Source organism: Saccharothrix sp., assembly GCF_031180885.1.
In the GTDB taxonomy this organism is placed as follows: domain Bacteria; phylum Actinomycetota; class Actinomycetes; order Mycobacteriales; family Pseudonocardiaceae; genus Actinosynnema.
In genome coordinates this window covers 1-18,639 of sequence record NZ_JAPSLK010000055.1, presented here as the reverse complement: position 1 = coordinate 18,639, position 18,639 = coordinate 1, and the positions used below count along the sequence as shown (strand labels likewise).

General features: G+C 70.5%; 17 protein-coding genes, 1 pseudogene and 1 other annotated feature. Of the genes and pseudogenes, 7 read left to right on the top strand and 11 right to left on the bottom strand.

Going from position 1 to position 18,639, the window contains the following annotated elements; translation table 11 throughout:
• Positions 1-53: 53 nt before the first annotated feature.
• The 6 genes from RIN75_RS36005 (at position 54) to RIN75_RS35980 (ending at position 9,121) form a co-directional block, all read left to right on the top strand.
• On the top strand, positions 54-1,031 hold the full coding sequence (locus RIN75_RS36005; protein ID WP_309116563.1) for an ABC transporter permease: 978 nt from the start codon (positions 54-56) through the stop codon (positions 1,029-1,031).
• Between the two features lie 16 nt (positions 1,032-1,047).
• Complete coding sequence (locus tag RIN75_RS36000) at positions 1,048-1,992, top strand: ABC transporter permease (protein ID WP_309116562.1); 945 nt, start codon at positions 1,048-1,050, stop codon at positions 1,990-1,992.
• Between the two features lie 3 nt (positions 1,993-1,995).
• Positions 1,996-2,961, top strand: coding sequence for an ABC transporter ATP-binding protein (locus RIN75_RS35995; protein WP_309116561.1), 966 nt, complete (start codon positions 1,996-1,998; stop codon positions 2,959-2,961).
• Positions 2,961-3,980 carry an ATP-binding cassette domain-containing protein gene (locus RIN75_RS35990; protein ID WP_309116560.1) on the top strand — a complete coding sequence of 340 codons (1,020 nt, stop codon included), beginning with the start codon at positions 2,961-2,963 and terminating at the stop codon, positions 3,978-3,980. The genes RIN75_RS35995 and RIN75_RS35990 overlap by 1 nt, the downstream gene beginning before the upstream one ends.
• Positions 3,977-5,494 carry a glycoside hydrolase family 32 protein gene (locus tag RIN75_RS35985; RefSeq protein ID WP_309116559.1) on the top strand — a complete coding sequence of 506 codons (1,518 nt, stop codon included), beginning with the start codon at positions 3,977-3,979 and terminating at the stop codon, positions 5,492-5,494. The genes RIN75_RS35990 and RIN75_RS35985 overlap by 4 nt, the downstream gene beginning before the upstream one ends.
• Positions 5,495-5,569: 75 nt before the next feature.
• On the top strand, positions 5,570-9,121 hold the full coding sequence (locus RIN75_RS35980) for a GH32 C-terminal domain-containing protein (protein ID WP_309116558.1): 3,552 nt from the start codon (positions 5,570-5,572) through the stop codon (positions 9,119-9,121).
• Between the two features lie 291 nt (positions 9,122-9,412).
• Here the strand turns inward: RIN75_RS35980 and RIN75_RS35975 are convergent, their stop codons facing one another.
• From RIN75_RS35975 to RIN75_RS35930, 11 genes and pseudogenes are all read right to left on the bottom strand, one after another.
• Positions 9,413-9,715: a DDE-type integrase/transposase/recombinase gene (locus RIN75_RS35975; RefSeq protein WP_309116557.1), complete on the bottom strand. Its 303-nt coding sequence runs from the start codon at positions 9,713-9,715 to the stop codon at positions 9,413-9,415.
• Between the two features lie 64 nt (positions 9,716-9,779).
• Positions 9,780-9,941, bottom strand: a pseudogene (locus tag RIN75_RS44280) (IS3 family transposase); the annotation flags it as partial.
• A 44-nt stretch (positions 9,942-9,985) separates the two neighbouring features.
• Positions 9,986-10,117: a sequence feature (AL1L pseudoknot), on the bottom strand.
• Between the two features lie 125 nt (positions 10,118-10,242).
• Positions 10,243-10,392: a hypothetical protein gene (locus tag RIN75_RS35970; RefSeq protein ID WP_309116556.1), complete on the bottom strand. Its 150-nt coding sequence runs from the start codon at positions 10,390-10,392 to the stop codon at positions 10,243-10,245.
• Positions 10,393-10,484: 92 nt separating this feature from the next.
• A complete protein-coding gene (locus tag RIN75_RS35965) occupies positions 10,485-10,883 on the bottom strand; it encodes a hypothetical protein (RefSeq protein WP_309116555.1) in 399 nt (132 codons plus the stop codon).
• 775 nt (positions 10,884-11,658) lie between these two features.
• Positions 11,659-12,300 carry an SDR family NAD(P)-dependent oxidoreductase gene (locus tag RIN75_RS35960; RefSeq protein ID WP_309116554.1) on the bottom strand — a complete coding sequence of 214 codons (642 nt, stop codon included), beginning with the start codon at positions 12,298-12,300 and terminating at the stop codon, positions 11,659-11,661.
• A gap of 17 nt (positions 12,301-12,317) precedes the next feature.
• Positions 12,318-12,617: an XdhC family protein gene (locus tag RIN75_RS35955; protein WP_309116553.1), complete on the bottom strand. Its 300-nt coding sequence runs from the start codon at positions 12,615-12,617 to the stop codon at positions 12,318-12,320.
• A gap of 93 nt (positions 12,618-12,710) precedes the next feature.
• Positions 12,711-13,598 carry a helix-turn-helix transcriptional regulator gene (locus RIN75_RS35950; RefSeq protein ID WP_309116552.1) on the bottom strand — a complete coding sequence of 296 codons (888 nt, stop codon included), beginning with the start codon at positions 13,596-13,598 and terminating at the stop codon, positions 12,711-12,713.
• 92 nt (positions 13,599-13,690) lie between these two features.
• The gene (locus RIN75_RS35945) at positions 13,691-15,871 is read right to left on the bottom strand and encodes a xanthine dehydrogenase family protein molybdopterin-binding subunit (protein WP_309116551.1); all 2,181 of its coding nucleotides are present in this window, start codon (positions 15,869-15,871) and stop codon (positions 13,691-13,693) included.
• Positions 15,868-16,848 (bottom strand): xanthine dehydrogenase family protein subunit M, encoded by a 981-nt coding sequence (locus tag RIN75_RS35940; RefSeq protein WP_309116550.1) that lies wholly within the window; start codon positions 16,846-16,848, stop codon positions 15,868-15,870. Before RIN75_RS35940 ends, RIN75_RS35945 begins: the two co-directional genes overlap by 4 nt.
• A 7-nt stretch (positions 16,849-16,855) precedes the next feature.
• Positions 16,856-17,506, bottom strand: coding sequence for a 2Fe-2S iron-sulfur cluster-binding protein (locus RIN75_RS35935; protein WP_309116549.1), 651 nt, complete (start codon positions 17,504-17,506; stop codon positions 16,856-16,858).
• Positions 17,507-17,767: 261 nt separating this feature from the next.
• Complete coding sequence (locus RIN75_RS35930) at positions 17,768-18,184, bottom strand: AraC family transcriptional regulator (protein ID WP_309116548.1); 417 nt, start codon at positions 18,182-18,184, stop codon at positions 17,768-17,770.
• Positions 18,185-18,332: 148 nt separating this feature from the next.
• Between RIN75_RS35930 and RIN75_RS35925 the strand changes: the two genes are divergently transcribed.
• A complete protein-coding gene (locus tag RIN75_RS35925; RefSeq protein WP_309116547.1) occupies positions 18,333-18,476 on the top strand; it encodes a hypothetical protein in 144 nt (47 codons plus the stop codon).
• Positions 18,477-18,639: the final 163 nt, after the last annotated feature.

Here is an 18,639-nt window from a genome sequence, read left to right as displayed (position 1 = left end):
GGCCGCCCCCGCACCGTATCCCCGTTCACCCCCACCGACAGGGAGCACGAGCAGTGCGTCTCATCCTGCGCAACCTCGGGTTCTACCTGCTCGCCTTCTGGGTCTCCATCACGCTCAACTTCCTGCTTCCGCGATTCATGCCGGGCGACCCGGTCTCCCGGATGTTCGCGCGGACCCAGGGCGGGATGCAGCCCGAGCAGCTGGCCCAGCTGGAGAAGCTCTTCGGCCTCGACGACCGCCCCCTGTGGGAGCAGTACGTCACCTACGTCAAAAGCGTCTTCACCGGCGACCTCGGCATCTCCATCACCCGCTTCCCGACCCCGGTGTCCGAGGTGATCGGTTCGCAGCTCGGCTGGACGCTGCTGCTCGGCGCCACCGCCCTCGTCGTCGCGGCCGTCGTCGGCAACCTGCTCGGCATCGTGGCCGCCTGGCGGCGCGGCGGCGTCTTCGACTCCGTTTTCCCTCCGCTGCTGGTCTTCGTCGGCTCGTTCCCGTACTTCTGGCTGGCGATGGGCGCGCTGTACCTGTTCGGGGTGACCTTGGGCTGGTTCCCGCTGCGGCACGCGTACGACGCCGGTCTGACGCCCGGCTTCAACGCCGAGTTCCTGGCGAGCGCCGCCACCCACCTGGTGCTCCCGGCGCTGACCGTCGTGGCCGTCACCGTCGGCAGCTGGATGCTCGGCATGCGCAACACCATGATCGCCACGGCGGCGGAGGACTACATCACCATGGCGCAGGCGAAAGGGCTGAGCCCTTCGCGGATCATGTTCCGCTACGCCGCTCGCAACGCGTTGCTCCCCTCGGTCACCAACTTCGGCATCGGCCTCGGCTTCGTTGTCGGCGGCGCACTGCTCACCGAGGTCGTGTTCGCCTACCCCGGTATCGGCTTCCAGCTCCTCGCGGCCGTGCAGGGCCTCGACTACCCGTTGATGCAGGGAATCTTCCTCACCATCACGGCGACCGTGCTGCTGGCGAACTTCCTGGTCGACATCCTCTACGTCCGCCTCGACCCGCGCGTGCGCGTCCGCTGAAGGGAGCCTTCAAGACATGACCGCCGTAGACAGCGCGGGCACCACCCCGGCCGCGGCCACGCCGACGCCTCCAGCACCGGGAGGGGGGAGGCGACACGGGTTGGCGCGCCAACTCCTCGGCAACAGCAAGGCGCTGTCCGGGCTGTGCCTGCTCGCCGTGTTCGCGCTGCTGGCGTTGTTCGCGCCCGTCCTCGCCCCTGGTGACCCGTCCCTGATCAACTCCGCAGGCAGCCAGGCACCTTCGGGGGAGCACTGGTTCGGCACGACCACCAAGGGGCAGGACGTCCTCGCGCTCACCCTGTGGGGCGCGCGGTCCTCGATGTTGGTCGGGTTCACCGTTGGGCTCGTGGCGACCGGTATCGCCATGCTGGTGGGCCTCGCGTCCGCGTACTTCGGGCGGCTGGTGGACGACGCGCTGACCCTGGTCACCAACGTCTTCTTGTTGTTGCCCGGTCTGCCGCTGCTGATCATCCTGGCCGCGTTCCTGCCCCCGGGAACCTCCACGGTCGTCCTGGTGCTGGTGATCACCGGCTGGGCGGGTTCGGCCCGGGTGCTGCGCGCGCAGGCCAAGTCGATCCGCGGCAAGGACTTCGTGGCCGCCGCGGTCGTCACCGGGGAGCGCCCCCTGCGGATCATGTTCCGGGAGATCCTGCCCAACATGGCGTCCGTGGTGATGACCACGCTGCTGGGCTGCGTGGTCTTCGGCATCACGTCCCAGGCGGCGCTGGAGTTCCTCGGCCTCGGCGACAGCAGTGTCGTCAGCTGGGGCACCAACCTGTACTGGGCGAGCACCGATGGCGCGTTGATGACCGGCACGTGGTGGGTCTTCGTCCCCTCCGGGCTGTCCATCGCGCTCGTCGCCTTCGCGTTGGCGCTGGTCAACTACGCGGTCGACGAGATCACCAACCCCAGGCTGCGGGTCCGGTCCGCCAAGCGGCGCTCCGCCGAGAGGAAGGGCTGAGTCATGGATTCCGCACGTGACGAACCCGTCCTCGACGTTCGCGGCCTACGCGTCGAATACCGCGGCGACGGACGCAGTGTCGTGGGCGCCGACGACGTCTCCTTCTCCATCGGCGCCGGAGAGGTCTTCGGCCTCGCCGGTGAGTCGGGTTGCGGCAAGTCGACCATCGCCAACGCGGTGATGCGGCTGCTGAAGCCCCCGGCGGAGATCACCGCGGGCAGCATCCGCTTCCAGGGCAGGGACGTCCTCGCCCTGGACGGGCGGGAGCTGCGCGCCTTCCGGTGGCGGGAGATCGCGATGGTCTTCCAGTCGGCGATGAACTCGCTCAACCCCGTCCTGACCATCGGCGAGCAGATCGGCGACATCTTCACCACCCACGAGAAGCTGAAGAAGCGGGCCGCGCGGGAGCGGGCGGGCGAGCTGCTGGAGCTGGTAGGCATCGACCCAGGGCGGCTGAAGGCCTACCCGCACCAGCTCTCCGGCGGCATGCGCCAGCGCGTGGTCATCGCCATGGCCGTCGCGCTCCGCCCCCGGTTGCTGATCATGGATGAGCCGACCACCGCACTCGACGTGGTCGTGCAGCAGGAGATCATGGCCCAGATCCGCGACCTCCAGCGCGAGCTGGGCTTCTCCATCCTCTTCATCACCCACGACATGTCCCTGATGGTCGAGCTGTCGGACCGCATGGGCGTGATGTACGGCGGACGGATAGTCGAACTCGCCAACGCGAAAGACCTGTTCGCCAAACCCCTTCACCCGTACACCGAGGCGCTGATGAACGCCTTCCCGCCGCTGACCGGCCCGCGTCGCGAGCTCACCGGTCTCTTCGACGCCCCGCGCACCGCCGACAGCTGCGGCTTCCACGTCCGTTGTCCCGACGACCGCTCGGACTGCTCCGCCAACATCCCCGACCTGCGCGAGGTCGCCCCCGGCCGGTGGGTGGCTCAGAGTGCCCAGGGAGCCCCGTGATGACCCATCCCCTGCTCTCCGTCCGCGGTCTGACCAAGGACTTCCAGGTCGGCACCGTCTTCTCACGGCGCCGTGTCCGTGCCGTCGACGACGTGTCCTTCGACCTGCCAGCCGGCCGGATCACCGCCCTGGTCGGCGAGTCCGGCAGCGGCAAGTCCACCATCGCCCGCTGCCTCGCCCGCCTCGAACAACCGTCCGCCGGACAGGTGCTGCTCGACGGCGAAGACGTCCTGCGCACCGAGCGACGCCGCGCGTCACAGGTGTACCGCCGCAAGGTCCAGATGGTGTTCCAGGACCCCTTCGGCTCGCTCAACCCCGTGCACCGCATCGAACACTTCCTCGCCCGGGCCCTCGTCGTGCACGGCCACCCCGCCACTGGGGAGGCGCTGCGCGAGCTGATGACGACCGTCGGTCTGACCGAGGACATGCTCCAGTCCTACCCTCACGAACTGTCCGGCGGGCAACGCCAGCGCGTCGCGATCGCCCGCGCCCTCGCCGTGCGGCCACGGCTGATCCTCGCCGACGAACCGACGTCGATGCTGGACGTCTCGGTGCGCGTGGGCGTGCTCAACCTGATGCGGCGCCTGCGCGAGGAGCGGGACATCGCCATGCTCTACATCACCCACGACCTGGGCTCCGCGCGCTACCTCGCGGACACCACGATGGTCATGTTCGCCGGCGAACTCGTCGAGGGCGGCGACGCCCTGGCCGTCATGGACGCCCCCGCCCACCCCTACACCCGCCTGCTGCTGTCCGCCGTGCCCGACCCCGAACGGGCCGGGAGCTACGACCCGGTCGAGCGCGCACGGCTGCGCGAGGCGATCCTCAACCCCACGTCCTGCCCGTACGGCGACGACGGTACGTGCAGCCGCACGGAGCCAGTCCGGCACATCGTGGGCGAGGACGACGGGCAACCGCACTGGGTGCGCTGCCACCTGCGCGCACCCGCCTCCGACATCGCCCGCCGCGTGCTCAAGGCCACCGACGACACCGAGAAAGCGGAGACCACCGCCGCATGACCCACGACCTCACCCTCCCCGCTGCCGCGGCCGAGGGGCTGGCCGAGCGCGCCCACCGGGATCCGCACCGTCCGCGCTTCCACTTCACGTCGCCGGGTGGCTGGCTCAACGACCCCAACGGGCTTACGCACCGGAACGGCGTCTACCACCTGTTCTACCAGTACAACCCGCTCGCCCCCGTCCACCACCGCATCCACTGGGGTCACGCCACCAGCACCGACCTCGTCCACTGGACCGACGAGCCGATCGCGCTCGTCCCCGGCGCGGACGGCCCCGACCGCGACGGCTGCTGGTCCGGTGTCCTCGTCGACGACGGGGGAGTGCCCACGATCGTCTACTCGGGCCGGCACGGAGGCCGCGAACTTCCCTGCGTGGCCAGGGGATCGGCGGATCTGAGGCACTGGACCAAGGATCGCGCCAATCCGGTCATCGCCGCCCCGCCCGAGGGCGTCGACATCACCGCCTTCCGCGACCACTGCGTGTGGCGCGAGGGCTCCGGCGATGGCACGGTGTGGCGCCACCTCGTCGGCTCGGGCGTCCGGGGCGTCGGCGGCACGGCCTTCCTGTACGAGTCGGACGACCTGAACAGCTGGCGGTACGTCGGCCCCCTGCTGACCGGTGACGCCTCGCGGAACCGGGGCGAACTCGACTGGACCGGCACGATGTGGGAGTGCGTCGACCTGTTCGGTCTCGACGGGACCGACGTGCTGGTCTTCTCGGCCTGGGACGAGGGCACCACCCACCACCCGCTGTACTGGACCGGCCGCTACAAGGGTGACGCCTTCACGCCGACCGCTCTCCACCGCCTCGACTACGGCGGCCGCTACTTCTACGCCCCCCAGTCCACATGCGACGAACACGGCCGCCGCATCATGTTCGGCTGGCTCCAGGAAGGCCGGACGGACGAGGCCAACACGGAGGCCGGCTGGTGCGGTGTGATGTCCCTGCCGAGGGTCGTCACGCTTGGTGGTGACGGCTGCCTGGAGCAGGCCCCGGCGCCGGAACTGGCCGTGCTGCGGCGAAACCGCGTGCAGGTGGCGGCTGGCCCGCTGACCGACCCGTACACCCCGCTGCACTCCGTGCGCGGGGACCAGTTGGACATCGAGACGACTCTGCGCCTCGCACCCGGAGCCACCGCCCGGCTCGTGGTCCGCGAGACACCGGACGGCGCGGAGCGCACGGTGGTGGAGGTGGGCAGGGCGCACGACGGAGCCGGCACGCTGCGCCTGCACCGCGACACCAGCAGCCTCGACCCGACGGTCGACACCGAACCCCGGTACGGCGAACTGCCGTTGGACGCCGACGGTCGCGTCGATCTGCGCGTCCTTGTCGACCACTCCGCACTGGAGGTTTTCGCCAACGGGCGCCCTCTCACCGCCCGCATCTATCCCACCCGCCCCGAGGCGGCCGTCGGCGTCGGCATCGGGGCCGACGGCGACGCGACCCTGGAGCGGTTCGACGCCTGGCAGATGGCGTCGGCCTTCACCGACGGACCCCGGCCGCTGTGGCCGTGACGGTCTTACCCCGACCACGCCCGCGGGGCAGGCGACGCCCCGGGCCGCGGACCACCCTTCCCCACAGGAGCCGCCATGAGCGTGTCCCGCCGTACCCTCCTGCTCGCCGGAGGCACCGCCGTCCTGCTGCCTCTCGGTGGCGGGCTCTCCGCAGCGCAAACCACCACCCCGAGCGCCGCCGGAGCAACCCCCATCCCCGACCCCCTTCCGGTCTCCGGTGCCTGGACTCGCACCGCCGACGGCGGCCAGAAGGCGACCGCCGGCCGCCGCGGGCGTGCCCTCGCCCTGTCCGAGCAGCAACTCGCCACCAAGGGCACGTTTGCGGCCCGCGTGACGTCCGACTCCGCCTCCGCCGTGGGCGCGTTGGTGTTCCGGGCCGCCTTGGACGGCTCGACCGGCTATGCGGCCACCCTTGAACCGGGTGGTGCCCGCGTCAGGCTCTACGACCTTGCAAGCGGCGACACGCTCGCCACCGCGCCGCTCCAGCGGACCGGGAGAACCCACGACCTCGAAGTGGCCGTGGACGGACCCGAGTTGACGGTGTACGTCGACGGCAAGCGGCTCCTCCACGCCGAGGACCACCGCCACGACACCGGATCGGTTGGCCTGCTCGCCGAGAACGGCACCGTCACCTTCAGCCCGCCCTCCCTCTCCGCGGTCACCACCAACCTCACCGGCTGGACCACGAGCGGCGGAACCTGGACGGCCACCTCGCTCGGCTGGCGCGCGGACCCGTCCCGGGGAGCCACCGCCCGCGCCGTCACGGCGACCCGGGCGTACGACACCGCATTGCAGGCAGACCTGCTCCTGCACGACGCCTCCGCTGTCGCCGAACTGCTGGTGCGCACCGACGCCACGGCCTCGCGCGGCTACGGCGTCCAAGTCGATCCCGGCCACGGCCGGGTGAGGCTCTACCGCATCGACGGGAACGTCACCCTCGGCACGTACGCGACCACCATCAAGGCCGACACGATTTACCGCGTACGCGTGGCAGCCGAGCGCGGCGAACTGCGCGTGCACTGGCAGACCAACTTCCTCTCACCCGATGGCTACAGCCCCGTCATCACCGCCCAGGACTCGACCCACGCGGAGGGCCGACTCGCCGTCACGGCGTCGTCCGGTGCGGTGTCCTTCGAGAACATCGCCGCCGCCGATCTCGTCACCGGCGTCCAGGGCTGGACGGCCCGCTCCGGCACCTGGACCCCCGACCTGCGGGGCATCCGCGGCGAGAACGGCCTGCGCACGGCTCCCTTCGCCGACGGCGACCTGGTAGCGAGGGCCGACATCACACCCGCCGGCGCGTCGTCCTCGGCCGGCCTGGTGCTGCGCGCGTCCGTGAACGGCTCCGGCGGCTACGAAGCCCGCCTGGAGGCCGGCCGGAACGTCGTCGTCCTGCTGGACCGCTCCTCCGGCGCCCGCCTCGCCTCCGCCTCAGGCCCGGTGCGACCCATCGCGCCCGGTGGCACGTACCGCGTCGAGGCACGCGCGACGGGCAGGATGGTCGAGGTGTACGTGGACGGCGTCCGAGCGCTGAACACCAACGTGTCCCGCACCACGGGCGGGGCGGTCGGCACCGCGTCCGCGCACGGCACGTCGTACTTCCAGAACGTCGAGGTCCGCTGCACCGCCGACCACTTCACCGAGCCGTATCGCCCGACGTACCACTACTCCCAGCTCACCGGCTCCACCAGCGATCCCTGCGGCCTGGTCTTCCACGACGGCGAATACCACCTCTTCCACCAGGACCAGGGCCGCTGGGCGCACGCGGTCAGCACCGACCTCGTGCACTGGCAGGCCCTGCCGATCGCCCTGCCCTGGAACACCCACGGCCACTGCTGGACCGGCTGCGCGGTCGTCGACGCCGACGACACCTCCGGCCTCTTCGACGGCGGCTCGGGCCTGATCGCGTACTACACGAGTTACCACCCGGACAAGCCGGGTGGAAACGCGAGCGTGCGCATCGCGTACAGCAAGGACAAAGGCCGCTCCTGGCAGTGGCACGGCGGTCCCGCTCCGGCCGTGCAGAACCCTGGCGGTCCCGACGCCGGCTGGACCTTCCGGGATCCGAAGGTGATCCGTGACGAGGCGCACGACCAGTGGCTGATGGTGGTCTCCGGCGGCGACCACGTCCGCTTCTTCACCTCCACCGACCTGCTCACCTGGACCCACGTCAGCTCCTTCGGCTACGGCGACTGGGTCACGCCGGGGGTCTGGGAGTGCCCCGACTTCTTCCCCCTCCCGGTCGACGGCGACAAGGACAAGGTGAAGTGGGTCCTCACCCTCAGCACCGGGGCCGTACGCGCCACCGACGGCTCGGCCGCCCAGTACTTCACCGGCGACTGGAACGGCACGAGCTTCGCCCCCGACCAGAGGCCCGGCACCGTTCTGCGCGCCGACTCCGGCCGCGACTACTACGCCGCCATGTCCTTCGATGGCCTGCCCGACGACCGCCGTGTGTGGCTGGGCTGGATGAGCAACTGGGACTACCCGTTCAGCGCGCCGACCGGCTCCTGGAAAGGCCAGCTGAGCATCCCCCGCGAACTGACCCTCACCGACACCGCCGACGGCGTGCGCCTGGCGCAGCGCCCCATCCCGGAACTGGCCGCTCTGCGCACGTCCACCACCACACGCAACGATCTCTCCGTCGGCCCCGGCTCCGCGGACCCGCTCACGGGCGTCACAGGTGTCGCCTACGAGATCGAGGCCGAGGTCACCCTCGGCACAGCCACCGAGATCGGCTTCCGACTGCGGGCCCGCGACGACCGGCAGACGACCGTCGGCTACGACGCCGAGACGAACCAGTTGTTCGTGGACCGGTCGGCGTCGGGCCGCAGCGACTTCACCCAGCACTTCGCCGGCCGCACGACCGCGCCGATGCAGGCGACCGACGGTCGGGTCACCCTGCGCGTGTACGTCGACTCGTCGTCGGTCGAGGCATTCGGCGCAGCCGGCCGGGCCGCGGTGACCAGCCTGATCTTCCCCGCTCCGGACGCCGACGGCATGGCCTTCTACGCCAAGGGCGGCACCGCGCGGATCGAGTCGCTCACGGTGCACACACTGGGCAGCACCTACCGCCTGGTGGACTGGGTGAAGCCGCCGGTGGCCGCTCCGAGCGGCGGCACCTTCCGCTCCGACCTCGGCACCTTGACGACCGCCCCCGCCGGTCACTGGTCCACCGACAGCGCGGGCCGCGCAGGAACCTTCGACAAGGACTCCAACGCGATGTCGGCGCGCACGGCGACGGATCTGGACTTCACCACCCTCGTACGGCTCGGCGGCCCCGGCCCGGACACCGGCGGCGCCCTCTCCCTCCTCTGGCGCGCTTCCGCCGACGGCACCGACGCCTACTGCCTCAACATCGACCCCGACCTGCGGGTGATCCGCCTGGTCGCCAAGGCCGACGGGCACTTCGACGACGGCGCCGTCCTCGCTCGCGTCCCGGCCCTGGTCCGCCGCGGCACGACATACCCGGTCGGCATTCTCGCCGAGGGCGACCGCATCCAAGTGTTCCTGAACGGAACCCGGATCATCGACGTGACGGATACGACCTACACAGTCGGACACATCGGCCTCAACGTCTTCGGCGGCCGGGCGGCCTACCAGGACACCTACGTGAAGCAACTGTAGGCGACCGTGCCGATGGTGGCCGCGGACTCACCTTCGCGTCCTCGTGCCGGTCCAGCAGGAGGGCGCAAAGGTGATCTGCGTCGACGACGTCGGAAACCTTCGGGCTTGGGCCCGGCTTGTGGCTTCATGTCCCCGCTTGTGAGTTTCGTGTCATGTGCGGTGGACGACATCGGCGAGCGTGCGTTTGAGGCAGCGTAGGCTTCCTGTCTTTACCGGCAGCGCGTTTGCGCCGGTAGGGGATCTGCCGGATGGTGTGGGGTGCCAAAGTCGGCGCTATAGCTCTGACCCGCGTTAAGCCGCTGCGGGTTTGAACCGCCCCGGGTTCGATGGAGACTCGATCAGTTGACTGCTCACAGACTTCCCTGGCCAGTAAGCGTTTGAGGCAGCGGATGATCTCGGCTTTGGACTTGCCCTCGGTGGTTCGTCGAGCACCAGCGCGGTGCGCATGGAGGTGTCGGCCTTCCAGCCCACGATCCGGCGGGAGAACACGTCGATCACGAACGCGACGTAGACCGTGCCCGACCAGGTCGGCACGTAGGTGAAGTCCGCCACCCACAACGCGTTCGGCCGTCCGGCGGTGAAGTCCCGGTCCACCGGGTCGCCGGCACGGCGCCCCGTCCTTGGCCGGGATCGTGGTGCGGCGGGGACGGCCGCGCACCACGCCGGTGATGCCCGGTTGGCGCATCAGCCGCTCGACCGTGCACCGGGCGACCGTGATTCCTTTGTGGCACAACGCGATCCAGATCTTCCGTGCTCCGTAGACCTCGTAGTTCTCCCTCCAAGCGGCCAGGATCTCGCTCTTGAGCCGCTCGTCGCGCACCGATCGCGCCGAACGGGGCGGGTCTTGGCCGCGTAGTAGGTGGACGGGGCGATCCGCACGCCTGCCCGGCGCAGGACACGACAGATCGGCTCGACCCCGAACTCCTGTTTGTGCCGGTCGATGTAGTCGATCACCGTTGCGCGGGGCGGTCGGGCTCCGCCGCGAAGAAACCCGCCGCGGACTTCAGGATCTCGTTGGCACGCTTCAACTCCGCCACCTCACGCCGAAGACGTCGCAACTCCGCCGACTCCTCCGCCGCGGTCTCCTGACCGGTGCCCCGATCGGCCTCGGCCTGCCGGATCTACTTGCGCAGCGTCTCCGGGGTCACACCGAACTCCGGCGCGATCGAGCACACCGCCGCCCACCACGACGGGTACTCGCCCACATGCTCCTGAACCAGCCGCACCGCCCGCTGCCGCACCTCAGCCGAGTGCCGTGACGTTCCTGCCATGACTCCATCCTCCACACGCAATGGAGCCCCCATCAAAACCGGGGCGGTTCACTTCTCGTCCTCCGAAGGGTTCTGGGTACGAGGACGGTTGGTCAGCCGATGTGGTGGCGGCGGTGCCATGGGGTCGGCGGGGCGGTTCGCAGCTGGTTGTCGTCGGTTTCGTTGTAGATCACCAGCTCGGTGTTCCCGATGGTGAGGGCGACCGCGATGTCGCGGACCTCGTCGTCCTCGACGTCGTCGTGGACCTCCCACTCGAGCAGATCGACAGCGCGTACGGTCTCGCCCCGCGAGAGCACCAAATGGGACGCGATGTCATCGCGCCAAATCAATCGGAGGTCGCCCCAGACCACCGGTCGAGCCGGATCGATGGTGTTCCAGGTGATGGACATGTCGCAGGCCCCTTTGTGGTTGATCTCGACCTGCTCGCCCTCGAAGTCCAGCAGCACCGGCCACTGGTTGAACCACATCTCCGTTTCCGGGTCCACCGCCACCCAACCGCGAGTGAGCACCCGGCCGACCAACCCACGCAGCCGCTCACCGTGCTCGGCTTCCACAACTCGCCACCCGCACAGCCATCGCGGCCGGTACCCGTCGATGCCGAAATCGAACTCCACACACCCTTGTCGCTTAAGCATCATCGCCTGTTAGCGCACTTGCAGCAGGCCGTCACGACGTCGACTTGAGACCACACGAGGTCTGGCTGTGGCGGCGTGGGCGGGTGCGGGGCTCGACCGCGCCTGTGGCAGGTGACGAAGGAGGGACCGGTGTTCCCGGGCCTCGTGCTGCGACCGTCTCCGGTGGCGTGCACAGAGCCGGCGGCGCATCGAACGCGCCTCCCCGGCCGAAGCGCGAACGGGTGTCCGCCTTGGCCCAGCGGATCCGGTACCCGCGCTGGCCTGAGCGGGTGCGCACGAGCTTCCGGGAAGGCCCGCCGCAGCTCGTGCGGTGGGTGAGTTCGGCCCGGGCGCGCTGATCGCCCCGTCCTGGCGCTTACATGCGCCCACGTGGCCGCCGCCGAGCTGGCGGCCGGTGTAGCGGGGGTTGTCCAGGATCGTCCGCACCGACTGCACACTCCCGGGATGAGCCCGAACCCCGACCGGACCAGCGCCTCGTCGTCCACCACCACTACCCTGATCACGCGCGCTCCGCCTCGCTTCCGCCCATGCCGTCCGGTCACCGCCGGCCAGACCGTAGAGGCCCTGCGGCCGGTCGCGCGGCAGCTTTCGGCCACCCGGCCGGGTATCACGTTCCGTCCCGGATCGCCGATCAGAGCGGTGAGGTGTCGAGGTAGGCCCGTAGCGGTGGGTTCTCGGCGTCCACGATCTTCAGCAGGGCCGGACCGGCGGTGATCGGCCGGTCGGCGGCGAAGTCATCGGGTTCGACCAGGGTGACCTTGATCCCGAAGCCGGCAGCCTCCAGCGCGAGGGCCTCGGTGAGGCCCTCCAGCGCCCATCTGGACGCGCTGTGGCCGTCGACCGCGGGCAAGTCGGACACGCCACCTGCGGTGGAGATCTGGACGATGTGGCCGCTGCCCTGTTGGCACAGGATGGGCAGGACCGCCTGGACGAGCCAGAGAGCGCCGAAGAAGTTGGTCTCGAACCCGGCGCGCACCTGCTGTTCCGCCCGCTCTTCGAGAGCACCGGGCAAGCCGTGCCCGGCGTTGTTCACCACCACGTCCAGGCGACCGAAGTGCTCGTGCGCCCGCTCGACGGCTTCGATGACAGCGGCCCGGTCGGTGACGTCCAGAACCAGCGGGAGAAGTGACTCGCCGTGCACGGCGACCAGATCCGCCAGGGAGTCGGTGTTCCGATCGGTCGCCACGACCTTGTCGCCACGGTCCAGGGCCGCCCCGACGAACTGGCGCCCGAACCCACGCGAGGAACCGGTGACGAACCAGATCTTGCTCACGGGAACTCGGGACGGGGTCAAGCCGATGTCCGTTCACAAAGGAGTGCGCGAGCGTCCTGCGAATCGGAGTACCCGAACCGGGCGCGCTGCGGGCGACCGGACGCCAGCACCGACATCGCCAGCTCGTGAACCGCGCCTTCCACACAGCCGCCGGAGACGCTGCCCACCACCTTCCCTGACGGGTGCACGGCCAACGCCGCGCCCACCTCGCGAGGCGCGCTGCCCCGCACCGCGACCACGCTCGCCACCGCGTACGGCGGCGTCCAGCCCGCCAAGTCGTGCGCCAGGTCGCGCATCTCGAACCACTCTCCCCTCACTGACTGCTCTTCTGCGCCCGGAAGGCGTTCCCGCGTCACGCGGCTCACCAGGTCCGGTGAAGCCACGCGTGATCGCCGGGGCGGGATGCCCGGTCAGCCCGGCGGCTCGGTCGGATGCGCCGCGTGGTCGTCCGCGGCCATGTCGAGCATCACCATGCCGTCGTGGTCGGCGGTGCCCGGGTCGGCGTAGTACGTGACCGTGCGCCAGCCGCGGGCGCCCACCAGGTGCATGACCTGGAAGCGCAGGGTGATGGTGCCGACGTCCGGGTGGTGCAGGACCCGCCGGCCGTGCGGGTGCCCCTGCACGTCCTGCCGCTTCCAGAGCCGCGCGAACTCCGGGCTTTCGAGCACCAGCTCGCGGACGAGGCCGATGAGAGCCGGGGTACCCGGATCCCTCTCGACCGACGCCCGCAGGTACGCCACGCAGCAACGGACCTGGTCTTCCCAGTCGTCGAGCAGCGTCCGGGCCGCCGGGTGCAGGAGCACGTAGCGTGCGACGTTGCGGTGCTCGACCGGCCAGTCCTCGATCCCCGGGTACATGCGCAGCCCACCGGGGTTCCACGCGAGCAGCGTCATGCCCTGGTCGAGCAGGTGCGCGGGGTTGGGCCGCAGGCTGTTCAACAACAGCACCGTGCCGGGCCGCACTCTCCGCTCGACCGCGGTCCTCCCCTCGGGCACGTGCCGTGCGGTCCCGGCAGCCAGCGCCCGCAGGCGCTCCCGATCGGCTTCGTCCAGGCGCAGCGCCCGGGCGAGGGCGCCGACGACCGACGGGCTGGGGCGGGCCTTCTTGCCCTGTTCCAGCCGCGTGTAGTAGTCGATGCTCACCCCGGCGAGCCAGGCCAGTTCCTCGCGGCGCAAGCCGGGTGTGCGGCGCCTCCCGGCGCCCGCCGGGAGGCCTACCTCGGCGGGGGTGACCTTGGCCCGGCAGGCGCGCAGGAACCGCCCGAGCTCCATCCCACCGTTGTCCTGCTCAGACGTCATGTCCGTCAGTGTCGTGCCTGTGCGGCACGGGTGGTGTGAGCTCGTCTCAAAGGGAGAAACCCCGCTCCCCGGCACGGGGTGGACCAGCGTGGTCAGAGCAGTGCCTCCGCGGTGATGGGCAGCTCGCGGACGCGGCGGCCGGTGGCGTGGAAGACGGCGTTGGCGATCGCGGGCGCGACGCCGACCATCACGACCTCACCCAGGCCCTTGACGCCGATGGGGTCGGCATCGGGGTCGTTGCCCTCCAGGTAGATCGCCCGCAGGTCGGGGACGTCGGCGTTGACGGGCACCAGGTAGTCGGCGAAGTTGGCGTTCACGATCCGGCCGTCGCGGCGGTCGGTGACCGTGTGCTCCAGCAGAGTCATGCCGATGCCGCCCACCATTGCCCCGAGGGCCTGGCTGTCCGCGAGTTTCGGGTTGACGATGCGGCCCGCGTCGTAGACGCCGAGCATCCGCCGCACCCGGACCACGCCCAGCCTGGCGTCCACGGCGACCTCGGCGAACGTCGCGGCGTAGGCGTAGGTGGAGAACCGCGGCTGCTGGGGTGGCGCGTAGGACCCGATGACCTCCAGGTGGGTGCGGTTGAGGCGGGTGAGCAGTTGCCGGTAGGTCTCGCCGCGCGTGGGATCGTTCTTCACCCTCATGCCGCCGTCCCGGACGATGACGTCCTCGGCCTTGACCCCGTGCAGGGGCGACCGTTCGTCGGTGACGGCGAGGGTGATGGCCTGTTGTCGGAGCTGGTCGCAGGCGTTCTGGACGGCGGAGCCGACGCTGGCCATGGTTTGCGAGCCGCCGTGCGGCGGAACCTGGGGCATGGTGGAGTCGCCGAGTTCGAACCGCACGGTGCTCATCGTCAGGCCCAGCGCGTCGGCGGCGATCTGGGTCATGGAGGTGTAGGTGCCCGGCCCCATGTCACTGGCCCCTGCCTGGACCAGTGCGGCGCCTTCGGCGGTCAGACGCGCGTAGGCCCGCGCCGCGCCCCGCAGCGTGTGGTAGGCGCCGGCGGCCATGCCGATGCCGATGAGCCGGTCGCCGTCGACCGTGGAGCGCGGTTCGGGTTTGCGCTTGTGCCAGCCGAACTCGCGGGCGCCGATCGCCAGGCACTCGCGCAGCCGCCGCGTCGAGAAGGGCAGCCCGCTGGCCGGGTCGTCGTCGGGTTCGTTGCGCAGCCGCAGCTCGATCGGATCGACACCCAGTTCGTGGGCGAGTTCGTCGAGCGCCGACTCGATGGCGTAGGCGGCGGTGGAGTAGCCGGGCCCGCGCATCCAGGTGGGGGTGCTCACGTCCAACGGCACGTTCCGGAACGTCTGGCTGACGTTGGGGGTCTCGTAGAGCATCTGCCCGAGGGCCTGGATGCCTTCGCCGTGCCGCTCGTAGCGTGAGGTCTCGAACCTCGCGTCGTGGGTCATGGCGCTGAGCCGGCCCTGCCGGTCGCCGCCGAGACGCACGCTGTACTCGTAGGTGGGCCGGTATCCCACGCCGAAGTACAGCTGCCGGCGGGTCAGCACCACTTTGACCGGGCGTTTGGTCACGCGTGCGGCGAGCGCCGCGACGACGGTGTGCGGCCAGCACCGCAGGCCGTTGCCGAACGCGCCACCGATGAACGGGCAGATGACCCGCACCGCCTCGACCGGGATGTCGAACACGGCGGCGAGTTCGCCCTGCGCGCCGACCAGGTACTGGGTCTTGTCCCACACGGTCAGCCGATCGCCGTCCCAGAGGGCGATGGTGGCGTGCGGCTCCAGGGCGTTGTGGTGGTTGCGGGCGGCCCGGTAGGTCATCTCCAGCCGAACCGCGGCCGAACCCAGCGCGCCCCCCGCGTCCCCCCGCGCGTAGCTGAAGGGCTCGTTGGTCGGGGCGCCGGTCAGGTCCAGGGTCGGCGGCCGGCCGTCGTAGGCGACATCGACCAGGCTCGCGGCGTGCTGCGCGGCCTCCAGGGTCTCGGCGACCACGACCGCGACCGGCTGTCCGAAGAAGTGGACCTGGTCGTCCTGCAGGACGTGCAGCCGCTCCCCCGGGGGAACGAGGAAGTTGCGGTACGGGCGGTACGGCAGCCTGGGCGCGTTGTCGTGCGTGATCACCGACAGCACGCCGGGCTGCGCGAGGGCCGATCCGGTGTCGACACCGGTGATCCGCCCGGCTCCGACGGTGCTCGAGACGATCACCCCGTGGGCGACGCCGTCGACGTGGTGGTCGGCGGCGTAGGGCGCCTGTCCGGTCACCTTCAGCTTTCCGTCCACACGGGACAGGGGCGCACCGACGGCCTGGTTCACTTGTTGCCTCCCACCACGCGCAGCTGACGTTCCACGGTGTGCTTGAGCAGGTCCACCTTGAATCCGTTGTGCTCCAGCGGCTGAGCGCCGTCCGCCGCCCGTTCGGCCGCCTCGGCCCACAGCTTCGCCGACGGTCGTCTGCCCACCAGCTGCTGCTCCACGGCGGACAGCTTCCAGGGCACGGTGCCCACACCGCCCGCGGCGACCCTCGCCGTGCGGATCACCCCGCCGCGGATGTCGAGCGCCACCGCCGCGGAGGTCAGGGCGAATTCATAGCTCTGCCGGTCGCGCACCTTCAGGTACCCGGACCGCGACGTGCGCGGAAGCGCCGGGACCTCCACGAAGGTGATCAGCTCACCGGGGCGCAGGTCCTGTTCCCGATCCGGTGTGTTCCCCGGCCGGAGCAGGAAGTCGGCGAAGGCCACCCGGCGTTCCCCGGCCGGTCCGGCCAGGTGCACGGTCGCCTCCAGCGCGGTCAAGGCCACGGCGAGATCCGAGGGATGGGTGGCCACGCAGTGCTCCGAGCCTCCGAGGATCGCGTGCGTGCGGTTGTACCCGCCCAACGCCGCGCACCCCGAACCCGGCCTGCGCTTGTTGCAGGGTGCGGAGACATCCCGGAAGTACGCGCACCTGGTGCGCTGCATGATGTTGCCACCGATCGTGGCCATGTTCCGCAGTTGCGCGGAAGCGCTCAGCTCCAGTGCCTCGGCGATGACCGGGTAGGCGGCGCGCACCGTCCGGTTGACGGCGGCGTCGGCCATCCGCACCAGCGCGCCGATCCGCACACCGCCGCCGGCCGTGACCCGGACGTGCCGCATCGGCAGAGCGCTGATGTCGACCAGCGCGCCAGGACGTTCGACGGTCTCGCGCATCAGGTCGACCAGCGTGGTCCCGCCGGCGATGAAGCGACCGCCCCGTTGCCCTGCCGCGAGCGCTTCGCGCACGGTCGAGACCTTGGTGTAGGAGAAGGGGAACACGTCCGCGTCACCGCCCCTGTGCGGCGGCCTGCTGGACCGCCCTGACGATCTTCACGTAGCAGCCGCAGCGGCACAGGTTCCCGCTCATCCACTCCCGGATCTCCTCCGCCGAGCGGGTGTGGCCCTCACGGATGCAGGCGACGCCCGACATGATCTGGCCGGGCGTGCAGAAGCCGCACTGGAACGCGTCCTGGTCGATGAAAGCCTGCTGCAACGGGTGCAACTTGTCTCCCGCCAGCCCTTCGATCGTGGTGACCTCGGCGCCCTCCAAGCGGACGGCCAGCGTCAGGCAGGCATTGGCCCGGCGACCGTCGACCAACACCGTGCACGCCCCGCAGGCGCCGGCGTCGCACCCCTTCTTGGTCCCGGTCAGCCCGAGGTGTTCGCGCAGCAGGTCCAGCAGCGATGTCCGGTTGTCGACCACCACGGTCTGCCGGGTGCCGTTGACGGTCAACGAGACGCGACTGCCCGGTCCTGCGGTGGCAGCCGCCGGTTCGGCGGCCGTCGCCGGTTCGGCGGCGCCGAGCAGCGACGGCCCGACGACCGCACCGCCCGCCACGACGCCGGTGGTCGCGATGAACGTGCGCCGCGACAGCGGCGAGGACGACGGGACAGCGGAGGCGGGAGGAACACCGGAATCGGGAAGTTCAATAGGCATGCGCGCTTCTCAATTCGATGAAGATCAGTGGCGTCGTCAGCACGCTACGTCCGCCCACGACGCGGTGGGGGGGTCTGTCCGTGATCAGGATCGGGGCCTTCCACACCGACCGGGGTGCCGGTAGCATTCTTCGGCTCGACACCGCAATCGCGCATTCACGGGAATCTAACGACAGGACTGGTACGGGCAATTACCGATGGCAACGTCGCGTGTGTGTCGATGACGAGCTGAATTGCAGCCGGGCTCTTTCACTCTTCGGCTTCACCGGGACGATTCGGCGCTCGGCCTGAAGCGGCCCCGGAAGGCGGCCGGGGTCGTCCCGGTGCGGTGCTGGAAGTACTTGGAGAAGTTGGACGGATCGTCGAAGCCGAGTTGTCCGGCGATCCGTGCCACCGGGTCGGGTCCGCGGGCGGGGAGGCGTTTGGCTTCGAGCACGACGCGCTCGTCGATGAGCTGCTTGGCGCTGAGGCCGGTGTTCTCACGGGCGAGTCGGTTGAGGGTGCGGGTCGAGTAGCCCAGGCGGGCCGCGTAGTCGGCGACCTTGTGCCTGGTGCGGAAGCCCGCCTCCAGCTCGTCGCGGAACCAGACGAACACCTGGTGCGTGGGCAGGCGGTGGCCGCTGCCCTCCGGTTCGGCCATGACGAGCAGGAGCAGCGCCGCGGCGAGGGCACGGGCCAAGGCTGCGTCACGGAGGTCCGCGGTCGACGGCGCCGCGGCGGTGGCAAGCGCGGCGTCGAGGGCGGCTGCCGCGGGCGTGCCCGCGACCGTGGCGGCGGCCCAGTGGTTGGGGTGCAGATCCCGGGCAGGCTGCGCTCACGGCGCAGCATTGGCCCGCATCGAACTCCAGACCGCGCTGGAACTGCTCACCGCCCGCTTCCCGACCCTGCGCCTGGCCGTCCCACCCGACCGGCTCGACGTGCGCCGGGACGTCCTCACCGGCGGGCTGACCGCACTGCCCGTCACCTGGTGACCCCGGAGGACGCGATGGACGACAACACCTTGCGCGACAAGTGGAACCGGTACGCCGCCCGCTACGACCGCGACATCGGCCTGTTCGAGAAGATCCAATTCGGCGGCGGCCGGGCCTGGGTGCGCTCCCGGGCCACCGGCGACGTGCTGGAGGTCGCCATCGG